This is a genomic window from Streptomyces sp. NPDC050856, from assembly GCF_040653855.1.
Taxonomy (GTDB): domain Bacteria; phylum Actinomycetota; class Actinomycetes; order Streptomycetales; family Streptomycetaceae; genus Streptomyces.
Genome location: NZ_JBFAGV010000017.1, coordinates 13,873 through 30,659 on the forward strand (window position 1 = coordinate 13,873; position 16,787 = coordinate 30,659).

General features: G+C 73.2%; 11 protein-coding genes. 5 read left to right on the forward strand and 6 right to left on the reverse strand.

The window, feature by feature from the left end:
- Nucleotides 1-32 precede the first annotated feature (32 nt).
- The 5 genes from aceE to AB0H53_RS17300 form a co-directional block, all read right to left on the reverse strand.
- On the reverse strand, nt 33-2,717 hold the full coding sequence (gene aceE / locus AB0H53_RS17280) for a pyruvate dehydrogenase (acetyl-transferring), homodimeric type (RefSeq protein WP_362113251.1): 2,685 nt from the start codon (nt 2,715-2,717) through the stop codon (nt 33-35).
- 410 nt (nt 2,718-3,127) lie between these two features.
- Entirely contained in the window at nt 3,128-3,751 is a 624-nt protein-coding gene (locus AB0H53_RS17285; protein WP_362113254.1) for a GntR family transcriptional regulator, read from the reverse strand.
- Between the two features lie 190 nt (nt 3,752-3,941).
- Complete coding sequence (sucB, locus tag AB0H53_RS17290) at nt 3,942-5,852, reverse strand: 2-oxoglutarate dehydrogenase, E2 component, dihydrolipoamide succinyltransferase (protein ID WP_362113257.1); 1,911 nt, start codon at nt 5,850-5,852, stop codon at nt 3,942-3,944.
- 89 nt (nt 5,853-5,941) lie between these two features.
- Nucleotides 5,942-7,330 carry a dihydrolipoyl dehydrogenase gene (gene lpdA, locus AB0H53_RS17295; RefSeq protein WP_362113260.1) on the reverse strand — a complete coding sequence of 463 codons (1,389 nt, stop codon included), beginning with the start codon at nt 7,328-7,330 and terminating at the stop codon, nt 5,942-5,944.
- Nucleotides 7,331-7,568: 238 nt separating this feature from the next.
- A complete protein-coding gene (locus tag AB0H53_RS17300) occupies nt 7,569-9,095 on the reverse strand; it encodes a leucyl aminopeptidase (RefSeq protein WP_362113263.1) in 1,527 nt (508 codons plus the stop codon).
- A 311-nt stretch (nt 9,096-9,406) separates the two neighbouring features.
- Here AB0H53_RS17300 and AB0H53_RS17305 point away from each other — a divergent pair, with 311 nt between their 5' ends.
- From AB0H53_RS17305 to AB0H53_RS17325, 5 genes are read left to right on the forward strand one after another with little or no spacing between them, the layout of a single operon-like run.
- Nucleotides 9,407-11,452, forward strand: coding sequence for a hypothetical protein (locus AB0H53_RS17305; protein WP_362113266.1), 2,046 nt, complete (start codon nt 9,407-9,409; stop codon nt 11,450-11,452).
- A 26-nt stretch (nt 11,453-11,478) separates the two neighbouring features.
- Nucleotides 11,479-13,029 carry a GT4 family glycosyltransferase PelF gene (pelF, locus tag AB0H53_RS17310; protein WP_362113269.1) on the forward strand — a complete coding sequence of 517 codons (1,551 nt, stop codon included), beginning with the start codon at nt 11,479-11,481 and terminating at the stop codon, nt 13,027-13,029.
- Nucleotides 13,029-14,477, forward strand: a complete 1,449-nt coding sequence (locus tag AB0H53_RS17315; RefSeq protein WP_362113272.1) for a hypothetical protein — start codon at nt 13,029-13,031, stop codon at nt 14,475-14,477. Before pelF ends, AB0H53_RS17315 begins: the two co-directional genes overlap by 1 nt.
- Nucleotides 14,474-15,136 (forward strand): spherulation-specific family 4 protein, encoded by a 663-nt coding sequence (locus AB0H53_RS17320; protein ID WP_362113275.1) that lies wholly within the window; start codon nt 14,474-14,476, stop codon nt 15,134-15,136. The genes AB0H53_RS17315 and AB0H53_RS17320 overlap by 4 nt, the downstream gene beginning before the upstream one ends.
- Complete coding sequence (locus AB0H53_RS17325) at nt 15,136-15,933, forward strand: endo alpha-1,4 polygalactosaminidase (protein WP_362113278.1); 798 nt, start codon at nt 15,136-15,138, stop codon at nt 15,931-15,933. Before AB0H53_RS17320 ends, AB0H53_RS17325 begins: the two co-directional genes overlap by 1 nt.
- Here the strand turns inward: AB0H53_RS17325 and AB0H53_RS17330 are convergent.
- Nucleotides 15,930-16,745 (reverse strand): adenosylcobinamide-GDP ribazoletransferase, encoded by an 816-nt coding sequence (locus AB0H53_RS17330; protein WP_362113281.1) that lies wholly within the window; start codon nt 16,743-16,745, stop codon nt 15,930-15,932. The two genes, AB0H53_RS17325 and AB0H53_RS17330, sit on opposite strands and share 4 nt — an antisense overlap.
- Nucleotides 16,746-16,787 lie beyond the last annotated feature (42 nt).

Genomic DNA, 16,787 nt, shown 5'->3' on the forward strand with positions numbered 1-16,787 from the left:
CCGCCGGAGCGGGCCGGGGGCACCCGGGCGGATCAGAGGCCGTAGCGCTCGCGCGCCTCCTTCACGGCGGAGGCCGGGACCTCACCGCGCCTGGCGAGCTGCGCCAGCGCGGCGACCACGATGGACTCGGCGTCCACGCCGAAGTGCCGGCGCGCCGCCTCCCGGGTGTCCGAGAGGCCGAAGCCGTCCGCGCCGAGCGAGCTGTAGTCCTGCTCGACCCACTGGGCGATCTGGTCGGGGACCTGGCGCATGTAGTCGCTGACCGCGAGCACCGGGCCCGGCGCGTCGGCCAGCGCCTGGCGGACGTAGGGCACCCGCTCCTCGCCGCGCAGCAGGGCCTCGTCGGCCTCCAGCGCGTCGCGCCGCAGCTCGGTCCAGGACGTCGCGGACCACACGTCGGCGGTCACGCCCCACTCGGCGGACAGCGTTTCCTGGGCCTTGAGCGCCCAGTGGATCGCCGTGCCGGAGGACAGGAGCTGGAGGCGCGGGGTGTCCGCCGTGACCGGCGTGCCCTCCTTGAAGCGGTACAGGCCCTTGAGGATGCCCTCGTCGACGCCCTCGGGCTTGGCCGGCTGGGGCATCGGCTCGTTGTAGACGGTCAGGTAGTAGAAGACGTTCGGGTCCTCACCCGGGGCGGCCTCGCCGTACATCCGGCGCAGACCGTCCTTGACGATCGCCGCGACCTCGTAGGCGAACGCCGGGTCGTACGTCAGCGCCGCCGGGTTGGTCGCCGCGATGACGGGGGAGTGGCCGTCGGCGTGCTGGAGGCCCTCACCGGTCAGGGTGGTCCGGCCGGCGGTGGCGCCGATGAGGAAGCCGCGGCCGAGCTGGTCGCCGAGCTGCCACATCTGGTCGGCCGTGCGCTGCCAGCCGAACATCGAGTAGAAGATGTAGAACGGGATCATCGGCTCGCCGTGCGTGGAGTACGCGGTCGACGCGGCGATGAAGTCGGCCATCGAGCCGGCCTCGGTGATGCCCTCGTTGAGGATCTGGCCGTCGGTGGCCTCGCGGTAGTACATGAGCTGGTCGCGGTCGACCGGCTCGTACGTCTGGCCCTTCGGCGAGTAGATGCCGAGCGACGGGAACAGCGACTCCATACCGAAGGTGCGGGCCTCGTCCGGGACGATGGGCACCCAGCGCTTGCCGGTCTGCTTGTCGCGGATCAGGTCCTTCATCAGCCGTACGAAGGCCATGGTGGTCGCCACCGACTGGCTGCCGGAGCCCTTGTCGAAGGCGGCGAACGCCTTGTCGGCCGGGGCCGGCAGCGGGGCCACCGGCTGGACCCGGCGGGCCGGGGCGGGGCCACCCAGGGCCGCGCGGCGCTCCTGGAGGTAGCGCACCTCGGGGGAGTCGGCGCCGGGGTGGCCGTAGGGGACCTGGCCGTCGGCGAAGGCGCTGTCCGGGATGGGCAGGCCCAGCAGGTCGCGCATGCCCTTGAACTCCTCCACCGACAGCTTCTTCATCTGGTGGTTGGCGTTCTTGGACTCGAAGCCCTTGCCGAGCGTGTAGCCCTTCACCGTCTGGGCCAGGATCACGGTCGGCGCACCCCGATGGGCGAGGGCCGCCCGGTAGGCCGCGTACACCTTGCGGGGCTCGTGGCCGCCGCGGGAGTAGTGGAAGCACTCCAGGATCTTGTCGTCCGACAGCAGCTTCGCCAGCTCGGCGAGCGCCGGCTCCTTGCCGAAGAAGTCCTCGCGGATGTAGGCGGCGTCGCGGGTCTGGTACGTCTGGATCTGGGCGTCCGGCACCTCGCGCAGCCGCCGTACCAGCGCGCCGGTGGTGTCGAGCTGGAACAGCTCGTCCCAGGCGGTGCCCCAGAGCGACTTCACGACGTTCCAGCCGGCGCCGCGGAACTGGGCCTCCAGCTCCTGCACGATCTTGAAGTTGGCGCGGACGGGGCCGTCGAGGCGCTGGAGGTTGCAGTTGATGACGAAGGTGAGGTTGTCCAGACCCTCGCGGGCGGCCAGGGCGAGGGCGGCCGTCGACTCGGGCTCGTCCATCTCGCCGTCGCCGAGGAACGCCCAGACGTGGGAGCCGGAGACGTCCTTGATGCTGCGGTTGGTCAGGTAGCGGTTGAACCGCGCCTGGTAGATCGCGGACAGCGGGCCCAGGCCCATGGACACGGTCGGGAACTCCCACAGCCACGGCAGGCGCCGGGGGTGCGGGTAGGACGGCAGGCCGTTGCCGCCGGCCTCCTGGCGGAAGTTGTCCAGGTGCTGCTCGGTCAGGCGGCCGTCGAGGAAGGCGCGGGCGTAGATGCCGGGGGAGGCGTGGCCCTGGATGAAGAGCTGGTCGCCGGAGCCGTCCCGCTCCTTGCCGTGGAAGAAGTGGTTGAAGCCCGTCTCGTAGAGCCAGGCGGCGGAGGCGAAGGTGGCGATGTGGCCGCCGACGCCGTACTTGGAGCCGCGGGAGACCATGGCGGCGGCGTTCCAGCGGTTCCAGGCGGTGATCTTCGCTTCCATCTCCTCGTCGCCGTCGAACGCGGGCTGCGCGGCGGTGGGGATGGTGTTGACGTAGTCGGTTTCGAGCAGCTTCGGCAGCGCGAGACCGGCTCCCTCGGCGCGCTCCAGGGTGCGTCGCATCAGGTACGCGGCGCGGTGCGGCCCGGCCGCCTCGGCGACGGCGTCGAGGGAGGCCTGCCACTCGGCGGTCTCCTCGGGGTCGCGGTCCGGCAGCTGGTCGAGCTCGCTCGGCTGGATGCGGGTGGGGTCGGTCATAGTCGCCGCCTTCCGGAGTCGAAGGGGTGTGGAGCCCTTTGTCTTTGGCAGGACAGGGCGAAGAACCTCTGTTGAAGTCCGCCGCCGACTGTACGACCGTGATCGATGATCGATCAAAGGGGGAACGGCAAAATCTTACGTCCACGGGCAAAGTAGGCATTGGGTGCCATGAAAACGGGCACGCGGTGCCTTGTTTTCGCAGGTGCGGGGCCGCGTCTGAGCGCCGGGGCCGTCCGATGAGCGCCAAGGGGAGTCTCGTCGGTCGAGCCGGATCAGGGAGCGGCGCCCGGTGCCGCGGCTGGCAAGGCGGAGGAGAGGGCCACTGCGGAGCAGTGGCGACCGACGACAACGCGGCGAGGCGAGGCGCCAGGTGACGCGAGCCCGGCAGGATCGGCGAGAGACACCCCTAGCTAGGCCCTGGGGGCGCACCCCAGCACGTGCTCCTTCACCAGCACCCCGATGCGGGGGTCGCGGCGGCGGAAGGCCTCGACCAGCTCCTCGTGCTCCTCGGCGTACGACTTCTGCACGGTCCCCAGCCAGCGGATCGACAGCGCCGTGAACACCTCGATGCCCAGCCCCTCCCAGGTGTGCAGCAGCACCCCGTTGCGGGCCGCCCGCACCAGTTCCCGGTGGAAGCCCACCGTGTGCCGCACCTGCGCCGTACCGTCCGCCCTGGCGTCCGCCTCGTACAGCGCCGCCACATGGGGCTCCAGGGCCGAGCAGTCGGCCGCCAGCCGCTCGGCGGCCAGCTCGGCGGCGATCTGCTCCAGACCGGCCCGTACGGGGTAGCTCTCCTCCAGGTCCGCGGCGGTGAGGTTGCGCACCCGCACGCCCTTGTTGGGCGCCGACTCGATCAGCCGCAGGCTCTCCAGCTCGCGCAGGGCCTCCCGTACGGGCGTCTGGCTGACCTCCAGCTCGGTGGCGATCCGCCGCTCGACGATCCGCTCACCGGGCTTCCACCGGCCGCTGACGATCCCCTCCACGATGTGCTCGCGGATCTGCTCGCGCAGCGAGTGGACGACGGGCGGGGTCATGGGGGTCTCCTGGGCCGAGGGCGGCGCGGACCTTGTCATTATCGCCACCGGCGGCGGCCCGACGGGCTGTCAGGCCTGTGATGTACGCGGTACTCCGGCCCGGCTCCGCGGCCACCCCGGCCGGTACCGGAAGCCGCGGACATGGCTGTGCCCCGCCCGGCGGACCGGACGGGGCACAGCCGTGGAAGCCCTACAGCCCGAGGTCGACCTCGAACTCGCCGGCCTCCAGGATCGCCTTGACGGCCGTCAGGTAGCGGGCCGCGTCGGCACCGTCCACCAGGCGGTGGTCGTAGGAGAGCGACAGGTACGTCATGTCACGCACCGCGATGGTCTCGCCCAGGTCCGGGTGGTTGATGACCACCGGGCGCTTGACGGTGGCGCCGATGCCCAGGATGGCGACCTGGTTCGGCGGCACGATGACGGTGTCGAACAGCGCGCCGCGCGAACCGGTGTTGCTGATCGTGAAGGTGGCGCCGGACATGTCGTCCGGGGTGAGGCCGCCGCCACGGGCCTTGCCCGCCAGCTCCGCGGTCTTCTTGGCGATGCCGGCGATGTTCAGGTCGCCCGCGCCCTTGATGACCGGGGTCATCAGGCCCTTCTCGGCGTCCACGGCGATGCCGACGTTCTCCGAGTCGAAGTACGTGACCGTGCCCTCGTCCTCGTTGATCCGGGCGTTGATGACCGGGTGGGCCTTCAGCGCCTGGGCCGCCGCCTTGACGAAGAACGGCATCGGGGACAGCTTGACGCCCTCGCGGGCGGCGAACGCGTCCTTGGCGCGGCCGCGCAGCTTCATCAGCTTGGTGATGTCCACCTCGACGACCGAGGTGAGCTGGGCCTGCGTGTGCAGGGCCTTCATCATGTTGTCGCCGATGAGCTTGCGCATCCGGGTCATCTTGACCGTCTGGCCGCGCAGCGGGGACGCCTCCGGGGCCGGAGCCTTCGCGGCGGCGGCGGCCGGAGCGGCGGCCGGGGCCGGGGCGGCCTTCGCGGCCTCGGCGGCGGCGATGACGTCCTGCTTGCGGATACGGCCGCCGACGCCGGTGCCCTTGACGGCCGACAGGTCGACACCGTTCTCGGCGGCGAGCTTGCGGACCAGCGGGGTGACGTAGGCGCCCTCGTCCGCGGGCTGGGCGGCGGCCGGCGCCTGGGCGGCGGGAGCCGCAGCCGGAGCGGCCGGGGCCGGGGCGGCCTGGGCGGCCGGAGCCGCAGCCGGAGCGGCCGGCGCCTGGGCTTCCTGGGCCGGGGCTTCCTGCGCCGGGGCGGCCGGAGCCGGAGCCTCGGCCGGTGCCGGGGCGGCCGGGGCGGCCGGCGCCTGGGCTTCCTGGGCCGGGGCCTCCTGCGCCGGGGCGGCGGCCGGGGCCGCGGGAGCCTCGGCGGCCGGGGCCGGCTGGGCGGGGGCCTGGGCGGCGGCGGGAGCCGCGCCCGGGGCGCCGATGACGGCCAGCTTGGCGCCGACCTCGGCGGTCTCGTCCTCGCCCACCACGATCTCCAGCAGGACGCCGGAGGTGGGGGCCGGGATCTCGGTGTCGACCTTGTCGGTGGAGACCTCCAGCAGCGGCTCGTCGGCCTCGACGGACTCGCCGACCTCCTTCAGCCAGCGGGTGACGGTGCCCTCGGTGACCGACTCGCCCAGTGCGGGCAGGACGACGTCGGTGCCCTCGGCGGAACCGGAACCGGCGGCGGCCTCCGCGGTCGGGGCCGGGGCGGGCGTCTCGGTCTCGGTCGACGGGGTGGCCTGCGGGGCCTCCGGCGCCGGGGCTTCCTGCGCCGGGGCCGGGGCCTCCTGCGCCGGGGCCTCGGCGGCGGGGGCCGGAGCGGCGGCTTCGGCGGCGGCCGGGGCCGGGGCCTCGGCCGGGGCGCCCGTGCCGTCGTCGATGACGGCCAGCTCGGCGCCGACCTCCACGGTCTCGTCCTCGGCGACCTTGATGGAGGCCAGGACGCCGGAGGCGGGGGCCGGGATCTCGGTGTCCACCTTGTCGGTGGACACCTCCAGCAGCGGCTCGTCGGCCTCGACGCGCTCGCCCTCGGCCTTGAGCCAGCGAGTGACGGTGCCCTCGGTGACGCTCTCGCCGAGCGCCGGCAGGGTTACGGAAACCGGCATGGTTTCAGTTGCTCCTAACGAATTGCGGTAAGTGGTCGTCGCGCCCGGTACTGGGCCTTCCGGGGGGTGCCCCCGGACCCCGGAAGGGCTCAGTCGTGGGAGTGGAGAGGCTTGCCGGCCAGCGCCAGGTGCGCCTCGCCGAGCGCCTCGTTCTGCGTCGGGTGGGCGTGGATCAGCTGCGCGACCTCGGCCGGCAGCGCCTCCCAGTTGTAGATCAGCTGGGCTTCGCCGACCTGCTCGCCCATGCGGTCACCGACCATGTGGACGCCGACCACGGCACCGTCCTTGACCTGGACGAGCTTGATCTCGCCCGCGGTCTTCAGGATCTTGCTCCTGCCGTTGCCCGCCAGGTTGTACTTCAGGGCGACGACCTTGTCCGCCCCGTAGATCTCCTTCGCCTTCGCCTCGGTGATGCCGACGGACGCGACCTCGGGGTGGCAGTACGTCACCCGGGGCACACCGTCGTAGTCGATCGGGACGGGCTTCAGACCGGCCAGCCGCTCTGCCACCAGGATGCCCTCGGCGAAGCCGACGTGCGCGAGCTGGAGGGTCGGGACGAGGTCGCCGACGGCCGAGATCGTCTCGACGTTGGTCCGCATGTACTCGTCCACCAGGACGTACCCGCGGTCCGTCGCGACGCCCTGCTCCTCGTACCCGAGGCCCTGCGAGACGGGCCCGCGGCCGATGGCGACGAGCAGCACCTCGGCCTCGAAGGTCTTGCCGTCCGCGAGGGTGACCTTGACGCCGTTGTCGGTGTACTCGGCGCTCTGGAAGAACGTACCGAGGTTGAACTTGATGCCCCGCTTGCGGAAGGCGCGCTCCAGCAGCTTCGAGCTGTTCTCGTCCTCGGCCGGCACCAGGTGCTTCAGGCCCTCGACGATGGTGACGTCGGTGCCGAAGGACTTCCAGGCGGAGGCGAACTCGACGCCGATGACGCCGCCGCCCAGGATGATCGCGGACTCCGGGACGCGGTCCAGGGTCAGCGCGTGGTCCGAGGAGATGATCCGGTTGCCGTCGATCTCCAGGCCGGGCAGCGACTTCGGCACGGAGCCGGTGGCGAGGAGGATGTGGCGGCCCTCGACCCGCTGGCCGTTCACGTCGACCGACGTGGGGGAGGACAGCCGGCCCTCGCCCTCGATGTAGGTCACCTTGCGGGAGGCGACCAGGCCCTGCAGGCCCTTGTACAGGCCCGAGATCACGTCGTCCTTGTACTTGTGGACGGCCTTGATGTCGATGCCCTCGAAGGTGGCCTTGACACCGAACTGGTCGGCCTCGCGCGCCTGGTCGGCGATCTCACCGGCGTGGAGCAGCGCCTTGGTGGGGATGCATCCGTTGTGCAGGCAGGTGCCGCCGAGCTTGTTCTTCTCGATCAGGGCGACGTCCAGGCCCAGCTGCGCACCCCGCAGGGCCGCGGCGTAACCGCCACTGCCACCGCCGAGGATCACTAGGTCGAAAACGGTGCTGGCGTCGTTCGCCACGTCACGTCCTCCATGCATGTGCGCCGGTCGCCGGTCCTCAGTGACCGGGCGGCGGCTGGTGTTCGGCCGCTGATTGGTCGGCCCTGTGGTGGGGGCCCTGTCCTGCCGAGAACCCATCTTCGCACTTGTCGCCGCGAGGCGGGACGCCGGGCCGTTCTTCCGGGGGCCCGGTCGGCGCGGCCCCCGGGGGCGCGCCCGGCCCCGGACGGGGGACGTCCGGGGCCGGGCGCGCGGAAAATCAGCCCAGGTCGCCCGAGGCGGTGCGCTCGGCCAGCCTCACCAGGGTGCGGACCGAGGAGCCGGTGCCGCCCTTGGGGGTGTAGCCGTAGGGGGCGCCCTCGTGGAAGGCGGGGCCGGCGATGTCCAGGTGGGCCCAGGCGATGCCCTCGCCGACGAACTCCTTCAGGAACAGCCCGGCCACCAGCCCGCCGCCCATCCGCTCGCCCATGTTGGCGATGTCGGCGGTCGGGGAGTCCATGCCCTTGCGCAGGTCCGCCGGGAGCGGCATCGGCCAGGACGCCTCGCCGACCTCCCCCGCGATCTCGTGGATCGCGGTGCGGAAGGCGTCGTCGTTGGCCATGACGCCGAAGGTGCGGTTGCCGAGCGCCAGCACCATGGCGCCGGTCAGCGTGGCCACGTCGACGATGGCGTCCGGGTTCTCCTCCGAGGCCCGGGTCAGGGCGTCGGCGAGCACCAGACGGCCCTCGGCGTCGGTGTTCAGCACCTCGACGGTCTTGCCGCTGTACATCCGCAGCACGTCACCGGGGCGGGTGGCGGAGCCCGACGGCATGTTCTCGGCGAGCGCCAGCCAGCCGGTGACGTTCACCTCCAGGCCGAGGCGGGCCGCCGTGACGACCGCGGCGAACACCGCGGCGGCGCCGCTCATGTCGCACTTCATCGTCTCGTTGTGGCCGGCCGGCTTCAGGGAGATGCCGCCCGAGTCGTAGGTGATGCCCTTGCCGACCAGCGCGAGGGTCTTGGCCGCCTTGGAGTGGGTGTAGCTCAGCTTCACCAGCCGGGGCGGGTTCTGCGAACCGGCGCCGACGCCCAGGATGCCGCCGTAGCCGCCCTTGACGAGCGCCTTCTCGTCGAGCACCTGCACCTTGACGCCGTGCTCCTTGCCCGCGGCGGTGGCGACGGCGGCGAAGGCCTCGGGGGTGAGGTCGTTGGGCGGGGTGTTGACCAGGTCGCGGGCGCGGTTGATCTCCTCGGCGAGGACGACCGCCCGCTCGGCCGCCGCCTTGAACGCCTTGTCGCGGGGCTTGGTGCCGAGCAGCACCACCTCGGCCAGCGGGCCCTTGGCGTCCTTGGCGTCCTGGCCGGACCGGTAGGCGGTGAAGGCGTACGCGCCCAGCAGCGCGCCCTCGGCGATCGCCTCGGCGTCCTCCACGGCCTCGACCGGCAGGGCGAACCCGGCCTTCTTGGCGCCGGACAGCGCGCGGGCGGCGCAGCCGGCGGCGCGGCGCAGTGTCTCGGAGTCGTACGACTCGTCCTTCTGCGGTGCCGTGCCGAGCCCGACGGCGAGGACGACCGGGGTCTTCAGGCCGGACGCCGAGAACACCTTCGTCACCTCGCCCTCGGCGCCGGAGGCGCCGAGGGTCTCCAGGACGGAGGCGAGCTTTCCGCCGAATGCCTTGTCGACGGCCTCGGCGCCCGGCGCGACCACGAGCCCCTTGCCGCCCTTCGGGCTCTTGGCGACGCCGACGACGAGTGCGTCGGCGCGCAGTGACGCCGCGCCGGCGGTGCTGAGAGTGAGAGCAGTCACGGTGGTGATTTCTCGCTTCCGTTGAGTTCTAGGGGCGGCCTGAGCGGTCAGGGGGTGGCTGACCGTGCCCGCCGCATGGTAGTTCGGCCCGAAGAGCACCGGGAATGAGCCTACGCGCGCGCAGGGGGTGCGCTCACAGCGCGTGCGGTTCACTCGTACGTGGAGTGTTGCCCATGTTCGGCGGAACGACCGTTGAGACCTGCGTCACACTCCCGAGGATTACGCAAGTGGGCTCCGTACCTGTTTGCATGATCTCCACACATCCTCCTCGCGCTCGTGCGGGGGGATGGCCCACGAGGGGGGAAGAGCACTTGGACGCTCAGGTTTTCCGGGCGCGGCGGACGGCGGGCGCGCTGCTGGCCGCGACGCTGCTGGCCACGGCGGTGCCGGCCGGTTCGGCCACGGCCGCGGCGGCGGAGCTCGCGCCGCGGGTCGACCTCACGGTGCTGGTCGTCGACGACGGCGGGGGAGCGGTCGGGGCGATCACATCCGAACTGAGGAATTCCGGTGTGCCGCACCGGACCGTACGGCTGGACGACCTGGCCCGGCCGGTGATCGACGCCGCGTTCCTGGCCGACACGGTCGACGGCCGTCCCCGCGCCAAGTACCAGGGCGTGGTGCTGCCCGACGAGGCGCCCCGGGGCATGGCCGAGGCGGAGCGGGCCGCCCTCGTCTCGTACGAGCGGACCTACGCCGTCCCGCAGGTCGACGCCTACACCTGGGCCCACCCCGGGGTCGGCCTCGACTACACCAGCGAGGGCGGTCGCTCCGGGATCCTGGACGGGGTCCGCACCGACCTCACCACCGCCGGGCGCACCGGCCCCTTCCGGTACCTCGACGGACCGGTCACCTTCGAGGACAACGACCCGGGCATCTCGGAGAGCTACGGCTACGCGGGCCGCCCGCGGGAAGGCTTCACCAGCTTCCTGGACGTCCCGGCGGACGGCGGCGGGCGCGCCAGCCTGCTCGGCGAGTACGCCCGCGACGGACGGCGCGAACTCGTCGTCACCTTCGCCTACAACGAGCACCAGCGGCAGTTCCGGGTGCTGGCCCGGGGCATCGTGGAGTGGCTGACCCAGGGCGTGCACGTGGGACAGAGCCGCAACTACTTCTCCGTCCACGTCGACGACGTCTTCGCCCCCGACGCCCGCTGGGACACCGAACGCAACTGCACCCCCGGCGACTTCGACTGCGTCGGCGGCGACGGCGAGGGCACGGCACCGATCCGGATGACGGCCGCGGACGCGCAGTACGCCGCCCAGTGGCAGCGCTCCCAGGGCTTCACCCTCGACATGGTCTACAACGCCGGCTCCGGCGAGGAGTGGAAGACCCAGAACGGCGGAACCGATCCGCTCACCGACCGGCTGGTGGCCGACCGCGCCCAGTACCGCTGGGTCAACCACACCTACACGCACCCCTTCCTCGGCTGCGTGCAGGACACCTCCGCCGTGCCGTGGAAGTGCGCGCAGGACGCCAACGGCGACACGCTGTGGATGAGCCGCGCCGAAATCGCCGCCCAGATCCGCGACAACCACGCCTGGGCCGTCGACAAGGGCCTGGCCGTGGACCGCGCCGAACTGGTCACCGGCGAGCACTCCGGCCTCAAGACCCTGCCGCAGCAGCCCGTCGACAACCCCAACCTGGCGGGCGCGCTCGCCGACAACGGCGTCACCTGGATCGCCAGCGACAACTCCCGCGAGCCCCGGCAGCGCCCGGTCGGCGCCGCCCGCACGGTGCCCCGGCACCCGATGAACGTGTACTACAACGTCGGTACGGCCGCCGAGATGACCGACGAGTACAACTGGATCTACACCGACAAGGCGGACGGCGGCAGCGGCGTCTGCGCCACCAACCCCGCGTCCACCTGCCTGGACGAGCCGCTCGACACGGCCACCGGCTACACCGGTCACATCGTCCCGCAGGAGGCCCGCACCGCGCTGGGCCACATCGTCGCCGGCGACCCGCGCCCGCACTACGTCCACCAGTCCAACCTGGCCGAGGAGCGCCTGCTCTACCCGGTCCTGGACAAGGTCCTGGCCGACTACCGCGGCCTCTTCGCCGACAACGCCCCGCTGGTCAACCCCCGCCAGCGCGACGTCGGTACGGAACTGGCCCGGCGCGCCGCCTGGGACAACGCCCTCGCGGAGGGCAGGGTCACCGCGTACCGCATCGGCAACACCGTCACCGTCAAGGCGCCGGCCGGTGTGACCGCGCCGGTCACCGCGCCCGAGGGCACCCGTAAGCAGGTGCTGTTCGGTACGACGGTGTTCGGCACGCCGTACGCGGGCGCGCGCTCCGCGTGGACCGCGCCGGAGGCGTTCCAGTCGGCTGTCACGCTTACGCTTCCGTCCGCCTGACCATTTCCATCCCGGGGGTAACACCGATGCCGAGCAGTGGCCGTCATGTCACCATGCTCACCGAAGGCACCTATCCGCACGTCCACGGAGGCGTGAGCACCTGGTGCGACCAGCTCGTACGGGGCATGCCCGAGGTCGACTTCCAGATACTCGCCCTCACCGGCAGCGGCCGGGAACCGGTCACCTGGGAACTGCCGCCCAACGTCCGCCGGCACACCGCGTTCCCGCTGTGGGGACCGGTGCGGGGCCGCGGGCGGCCACTGATCGGCGGCGAGCGGCGCCGCTTCACCGACGTCTACGAGCGCTTCCTGCTGTCGATACTCGACCCGTCCGCGCACTGCGACTTCGGCGAGGGCCTCTACGCCCTGGCCGGACTCGCGCGCCGCGGACGGCTCTCGGCCGCCCTGCGCTCGGAGACGGCGCTGCGCTCACTGATGTGGATATGGACCATGCCGCACCTGGAGACCGCGGCGGCCCGCCCCACCGTCCACGACGCGCTGACCGCCACCGACCTGCTGGAACACGCGCTGCGCCCGCTCGCCGCCCGAATACCCGGCGACAGCGTCGCGCACGCCGTCTCCAGCGGGCTCGCCACCCTCCCGGCACTCGCCGCCCAGCACTTCGACGGCGTGCCCTTCCTCCTGACCGAGCACGGCATATACCTGCGCGAGCGCTACCTGGGCTACCGCACCGAGGCCCAGCGCTGGCCCGTCAAGGCCCTGCTGCTCGGCTTCTACCGCGAACTCAACTCGCTCGGCTACCGCAAGGCCGACCTGATCACCCCCTGCAACCAGTACAACCGGCGCTGGGAGGAGCGCGGCGGCGCCCCCTCCGACCGGATCAGGACCGTCTACAACGGTGTCGACCCGACCGCCTTCCCGCTCGCCGGGCCCGAGCCCGACGTGCCCACCCTGAGCTGGGCCGGCCGGATCGACCCCATCAAGGACCTGGAGACGCTCATCCGGGCGTACGCCATCGCCCGCGCCGAAGTGCCCCGGCTGCGACTGCGGCTGTTCGGCGGCGTCCCGGCCGGCGGCGAGCACTACAAGACCCGGCTGGAGAAGCTCGCCGCCGAACTCGGCGTCGCCGACGGCATCAGCTACGAGGGCCGGGTGGACGACGTGGCCCGCGCCTACGGGGCGGGCAGCCTGGTGATGCTCTCCTCCATCAGCGAGGGCTTCCCCTTCTCCCTGATCGAAGCCATGTCCTGCGGCCGGGCCACCGTCTCCACCGATGTGGGCGGGGTACGGGAGGCCGTCGGCGACACCGGCCTGGTGGTGCCGCCCCGCGAACCCGCCCTGATGGCCGAGGCGGTGCTGAGCCTGCTGGGCGACGACGAGCGGCGCGCCGAGCTGGGACGGCTGGCCCGCCGGCGGGTGATTGACCAGTTCACGCTGCACCGCTCCGTGGACGGCTTCCGCCGCATCTACCTGGAACTCGCCGGCGTGCCGCAGCCGGCGCCCGCCCCGGCGGACCTGGACGACTGGACCCTGCAACTGCGTGTCATCGACACCTCCGCCTTCGCCACCGCCGGCGCCCGCGAACGGGTGCTGGCCACCGCAGAGGAGGCCGCGTGATGAGCGGTTCCCTCTGGCTCAAGCCGGGCACCTCCGGTGACACCCTGCCCTTCGTGCCGCGCCAGCGGCCCAGCTGGGCCGCGGCCGACCCCGTCGACGAACTGGCGTCCCGGATGGAGGAGTTGATAGCCGCCGCCGTCCACCCCGACGAGATCGCGGCCATCCTCGAGTCCGACGGCATGACCGACGAGCACATCCGGCTCACCTACGGCCGGGAGAACTCCTTCGCGCTCGCCGAGGACCTCTACGCGCGGGTGGAGCGCCGCTTCCCCGAACCGGAGAGCCCGCCGGCCCGCCCCTGGTACAGCGAGCTCGGCGGATGCCTGCTGCGCGGCCTGATCTTCGCCCTGCCCGGCCTCGCCTACGTGCTGGGCGCGCCGCTGCTGGCGGGCCCGCCCGGCCCGCGGGGCCTGCCCGCCGGTACGGTCCCGCTGCTCGGCGGCGCGATCACCGGCTGGGTGTGGAACCAGGCACTGTCCCACCGCGCGTACTCCTGGCTGGGCCTGGGCGACCGGCGGGCCGCCGCCCGCGCGCTGCTGCTGGGCGCGCCGGCCGGGGCCCTGCTCGGCGCGGCCGTCGCGGTGGCGGTGGCCGGGCCGGGGGAGTGGGGCGCCGCCGCCTTCGCCGCCGGGCAGGCCCTGTACCTGGGCGCCGCGACCGTACTGCTCGTCCTGGGCCGCGACCGGGCCCTGCTCGCCGCGCTGCTGCCGCTCGTCGCGGGTGCGCCGGTGGCCGCCTGGCTCGGCCTCCCGCCCGCCGTACGGGTGGCACTGCTGCTCGCCTCCCTGACGGCCGCGGTCGCCGTCGCGGCCAGATCCGTGGCGCCGGGGCTGGCCCGGGTGGCGCCCGGGCGGGCCGCGCCCCGGCTCTCCGCGTCAATCCCCTACGGGCTGTTCGGGCTCGGCACCGGCGGGCTCGTGCTGTACGCCGCGATCGGCGACGTCCTCGCCGACGGCCCGGCCGCGGCCGTCGCCGCGCCGTCCGCCGTGGCGCTCACCCTCTCCATGGGCCCGGCCGAGTGGCTGCTGCACCGGTTCCGCGGCGAGAGCCAGGCCGGGCTGCGGGCCACCGGCAGCGCCCGGGCCTTCCGCCGCACCACGGCCGTCACGCTCGTGCTGTGCCTGGCCGGGTACCTGGCCGTGCTCACCGTCCTGGCGCTCGCCGGCACCTGGCTGTGGCCGGACGCGCCCGGCCTCGACGGCGCCCGGCTCGGCTCGCTGCTGCTGATCGGCACGGTGCTGTGGGCGGCCCTGCTGCTCCAGTCGTACGGGGCGGTGACGGCCGCGGCGGCGGTGTGCGGCGCGGCCGCCGGCGCGCAGACGGTGGCCCTGGCGACGGGTGCGGGCGACCCCCGGTCGGTGGGCCTGGTCGTCGCGGGGGCCGCGGCCGTGGTGCTGGCGGGTCTGGGCTGGGTACTGCTCGGACGGGCGACCGCTCACCGCACGTGAACGAACAGAGGAAGAAGTACGTGGACCTTCTGGTGCCCTACTACGAGCACCCCGCCGACCGGCCCGCCGAATGGGACGCGATCGTCGCCGCCGCACCGCGCCTGTACGGGGTGGTGCTCAACCCCGCCAACGGCGCCGGGCACAGTCCGGATCCGGCGTTCGTGGCCGTCGCCGACCGGCTGAGAGCCGCCGGGGTGTGCGTCCTCGGCTACACCGACACCGACTACGGGCGCCGGGCGCACGCCGACGTCCTCACCGACCTGGTGCGCCACCGCGACTGGTACGGCGCCGACGGCGCGTTCCTGGACCAGGTCCCGACCGGCCCCGAACGCCTGGACCACTACCGGCGGCTGGGGGTGGCCGCGCGGGCGGCGGGAGCCGCCACGGTCGTCCTCAACCACGGGGCCCACCCCCACCCCGGCTACGCCGAACTGGCCGAGCTGCTGGTCACCTTCGAGGGCCCCTGGGACACCTACCGCGCCCTGGACCTGCCGGTCGCCGACCACTACTGCCACCTGGTCTACGCCGCGCCGCCCGACGCCCCGGTCACCGCCCGGGTGCGCTGCTCCGTACCCGGCACGGGAGCCCACCCGTGGGGCACCCTGCCGCACGTGCTGGAACGGGCGGGGCACGTGGGGAAGCCGGGGCAGCCGTCCTGATGCGCCGCCCCCGCCCCCTCCTCGTCCTGCTGGCCCTGGCCCTCCTGCTGGCCGGATGCACCGGCGCGCCCCCGCCCGAACCGCCGCCCGACGGCAAGGGCCGCTGGCGGCCCGCCCCCGGCCTGGCCTGGCAGTGGCAGCTCAGCGGCCGCCTCGACCCGACCGTGGACGTCCCGGTGTACGACATCGACGGCTTCGACCAGCCGGCCGCCGCCGTCGCCGACCTGCACCGGCGGGGCCGCAAGGTGATCTGCTACCTGTCCACCGGCGCCTGGGAGGACTGGCGCCCGGACGCCGCGAAGTTCCCCAAGGCCGTCATCGGCCGCGGCAACGGCTGGGAGGGCGAGTGGTGGCTCGACATCCGCCGCACCGACGTCCTGGAACCCCTCATGGCCGCCCGTATCGACATGTGCCGCGAGAAGGGCTTCGACGCGGTGGAGCCCGACAACATGGACGGCTACCGCAACCGCACCGGCTTCCCCCTCACCGCGGCCGACCAGCTCCGCTACAACCGCCTGATCGCCCGCCTCGCCCACGAACGCGGGCTGTCCGTCGGCCTGAAGAACGACCTCGACCAGATCCCCGAGCTGCTCGGCGACTTCGACTTCGCGGTCAACGAGCAGTGCGCGCAGTACGACGAGTGCGGGGACCTCGCCCCGTTCATCCGGGCCGGCAAGGCGGTGTTCCACGTCGAGTACGAGCTGGAGACCGGGGAGTTCTGCCCCCAGGCCGAGCGGCTGCGCATGAGCTCGATACGGAAGGAGTACGAGCTCGGCGTCTGGCGCAAGCCGTGCTAGCCGAGCGTCAGCGCCACCAGGGCCGCCGTCGCCGCCGTCTCCGCCACGGCTCCGAAGACGTCCCCCGTCACCCCGCCGAAGCGGCGCACACAGCGGCGCAGCAGGAGGTGCGACACGCCCAGGGCCACCACGGCGGCCAGCGCGTGGTGGCCCGCCCCGCACAGCCCCGGCCACGGGCCGAACAGCGCGCCCGCCCCGGCGCACGCCGCCACCACCGAGGCGCCCGCCGCCAGCGCCCAGCGGGCCGGCACGGTGCCCGCCACCACCGCGCCCAGGCCCTCGGGGCGGGCCGCCGGCACACCGGTGCGCGAGGCCAGGGTGAGCGCGAGGCGCGCCAGCGTGCCCGCCAGGACGGCCGCGGCCATGCCCCGGGCCCAACCCGCCTCGCCGTACAACTGGTACAGCGCGGCGACCTGGGCCAGCAGGGCGAACAGCAGAGTGATGACCCCGAACGGCCCGATGTCCGACTGCTTCATGATCCGCAGCGCGTCCTCGGCCGGTTTCCCGCTGCCGAGCCCGTCGGCGGTGTCGGCAAGCCCGTCCAGGTGCAGGCCGCGGGTCAGCACGGCGGGTACCGCCGCCGAGGCCACGGCGGCCAGCAGCGGACCGGCGCCCAGCAGCAGGAGCAGCCCGCCGGCGGCGGCCGCGCACAGGCCCACCACCAGGCCGGCCAGCGGGGCCCAGAGCATTCCGGCGCGGGCCGACGCGCGGTCCCAGCGGGTGACGCGGACGGGCAGCACGGTCAGGGTGCCGAAGGCGAACCGTATGCCGTCGAGACCCGGGCGGATGTCGGAAGTGGTCACCGCGCGCACAGTAGTCGCTGCCGCCGACCGGTAAATTGCCTATAAGGCGCA

Bases quoted from the DNA above. Each gene is read 5' to 3' on its own strand.
- AB0H53_RS17285 (WP_362113254.1), bottom strand. From the start codon at position 3,751: ATGACCCCGCCCGTCGTCCACTCGCTGCGCGAGCAGATCCGCGAGCAC.
- aceE (WP_362113251.1), bottom strand. From the start codon at position 2,717: ATGACCGACCCCACCCGCATCCAGCCGAGCGAGCTCGACCAGCTGCCG.
- sucB (WP_362113257.1), bottom strand. From the start codon at position 5,852: ATGCCGGTTTCCGTAACCCTGCCGGCGCTCGGCGAGAGCGTCACCGAG.
- AB0H53_RS17315 (WP_362113272.1), top strand. From the start codon at position 13,029: ATGAGCGGTTCCCTCTGGCTCAAGCCGGGCACCTCCGGTGACACCCTG.
- pelF (WP_362113269.1), top strand. From the start codon at position 11,479: ATGCCGAGCAGTGGCCGTCATGTCACCATGCTCACCGAAGGCACCTAT.
- AB0H53_RS17325 (WP_362113278.1), top strand. From the start codon at position 15,136: ATGCGCCGCCCCCGCCCCCTCCTCGTCCTGCTGGCCCTGGCCCTCCTG.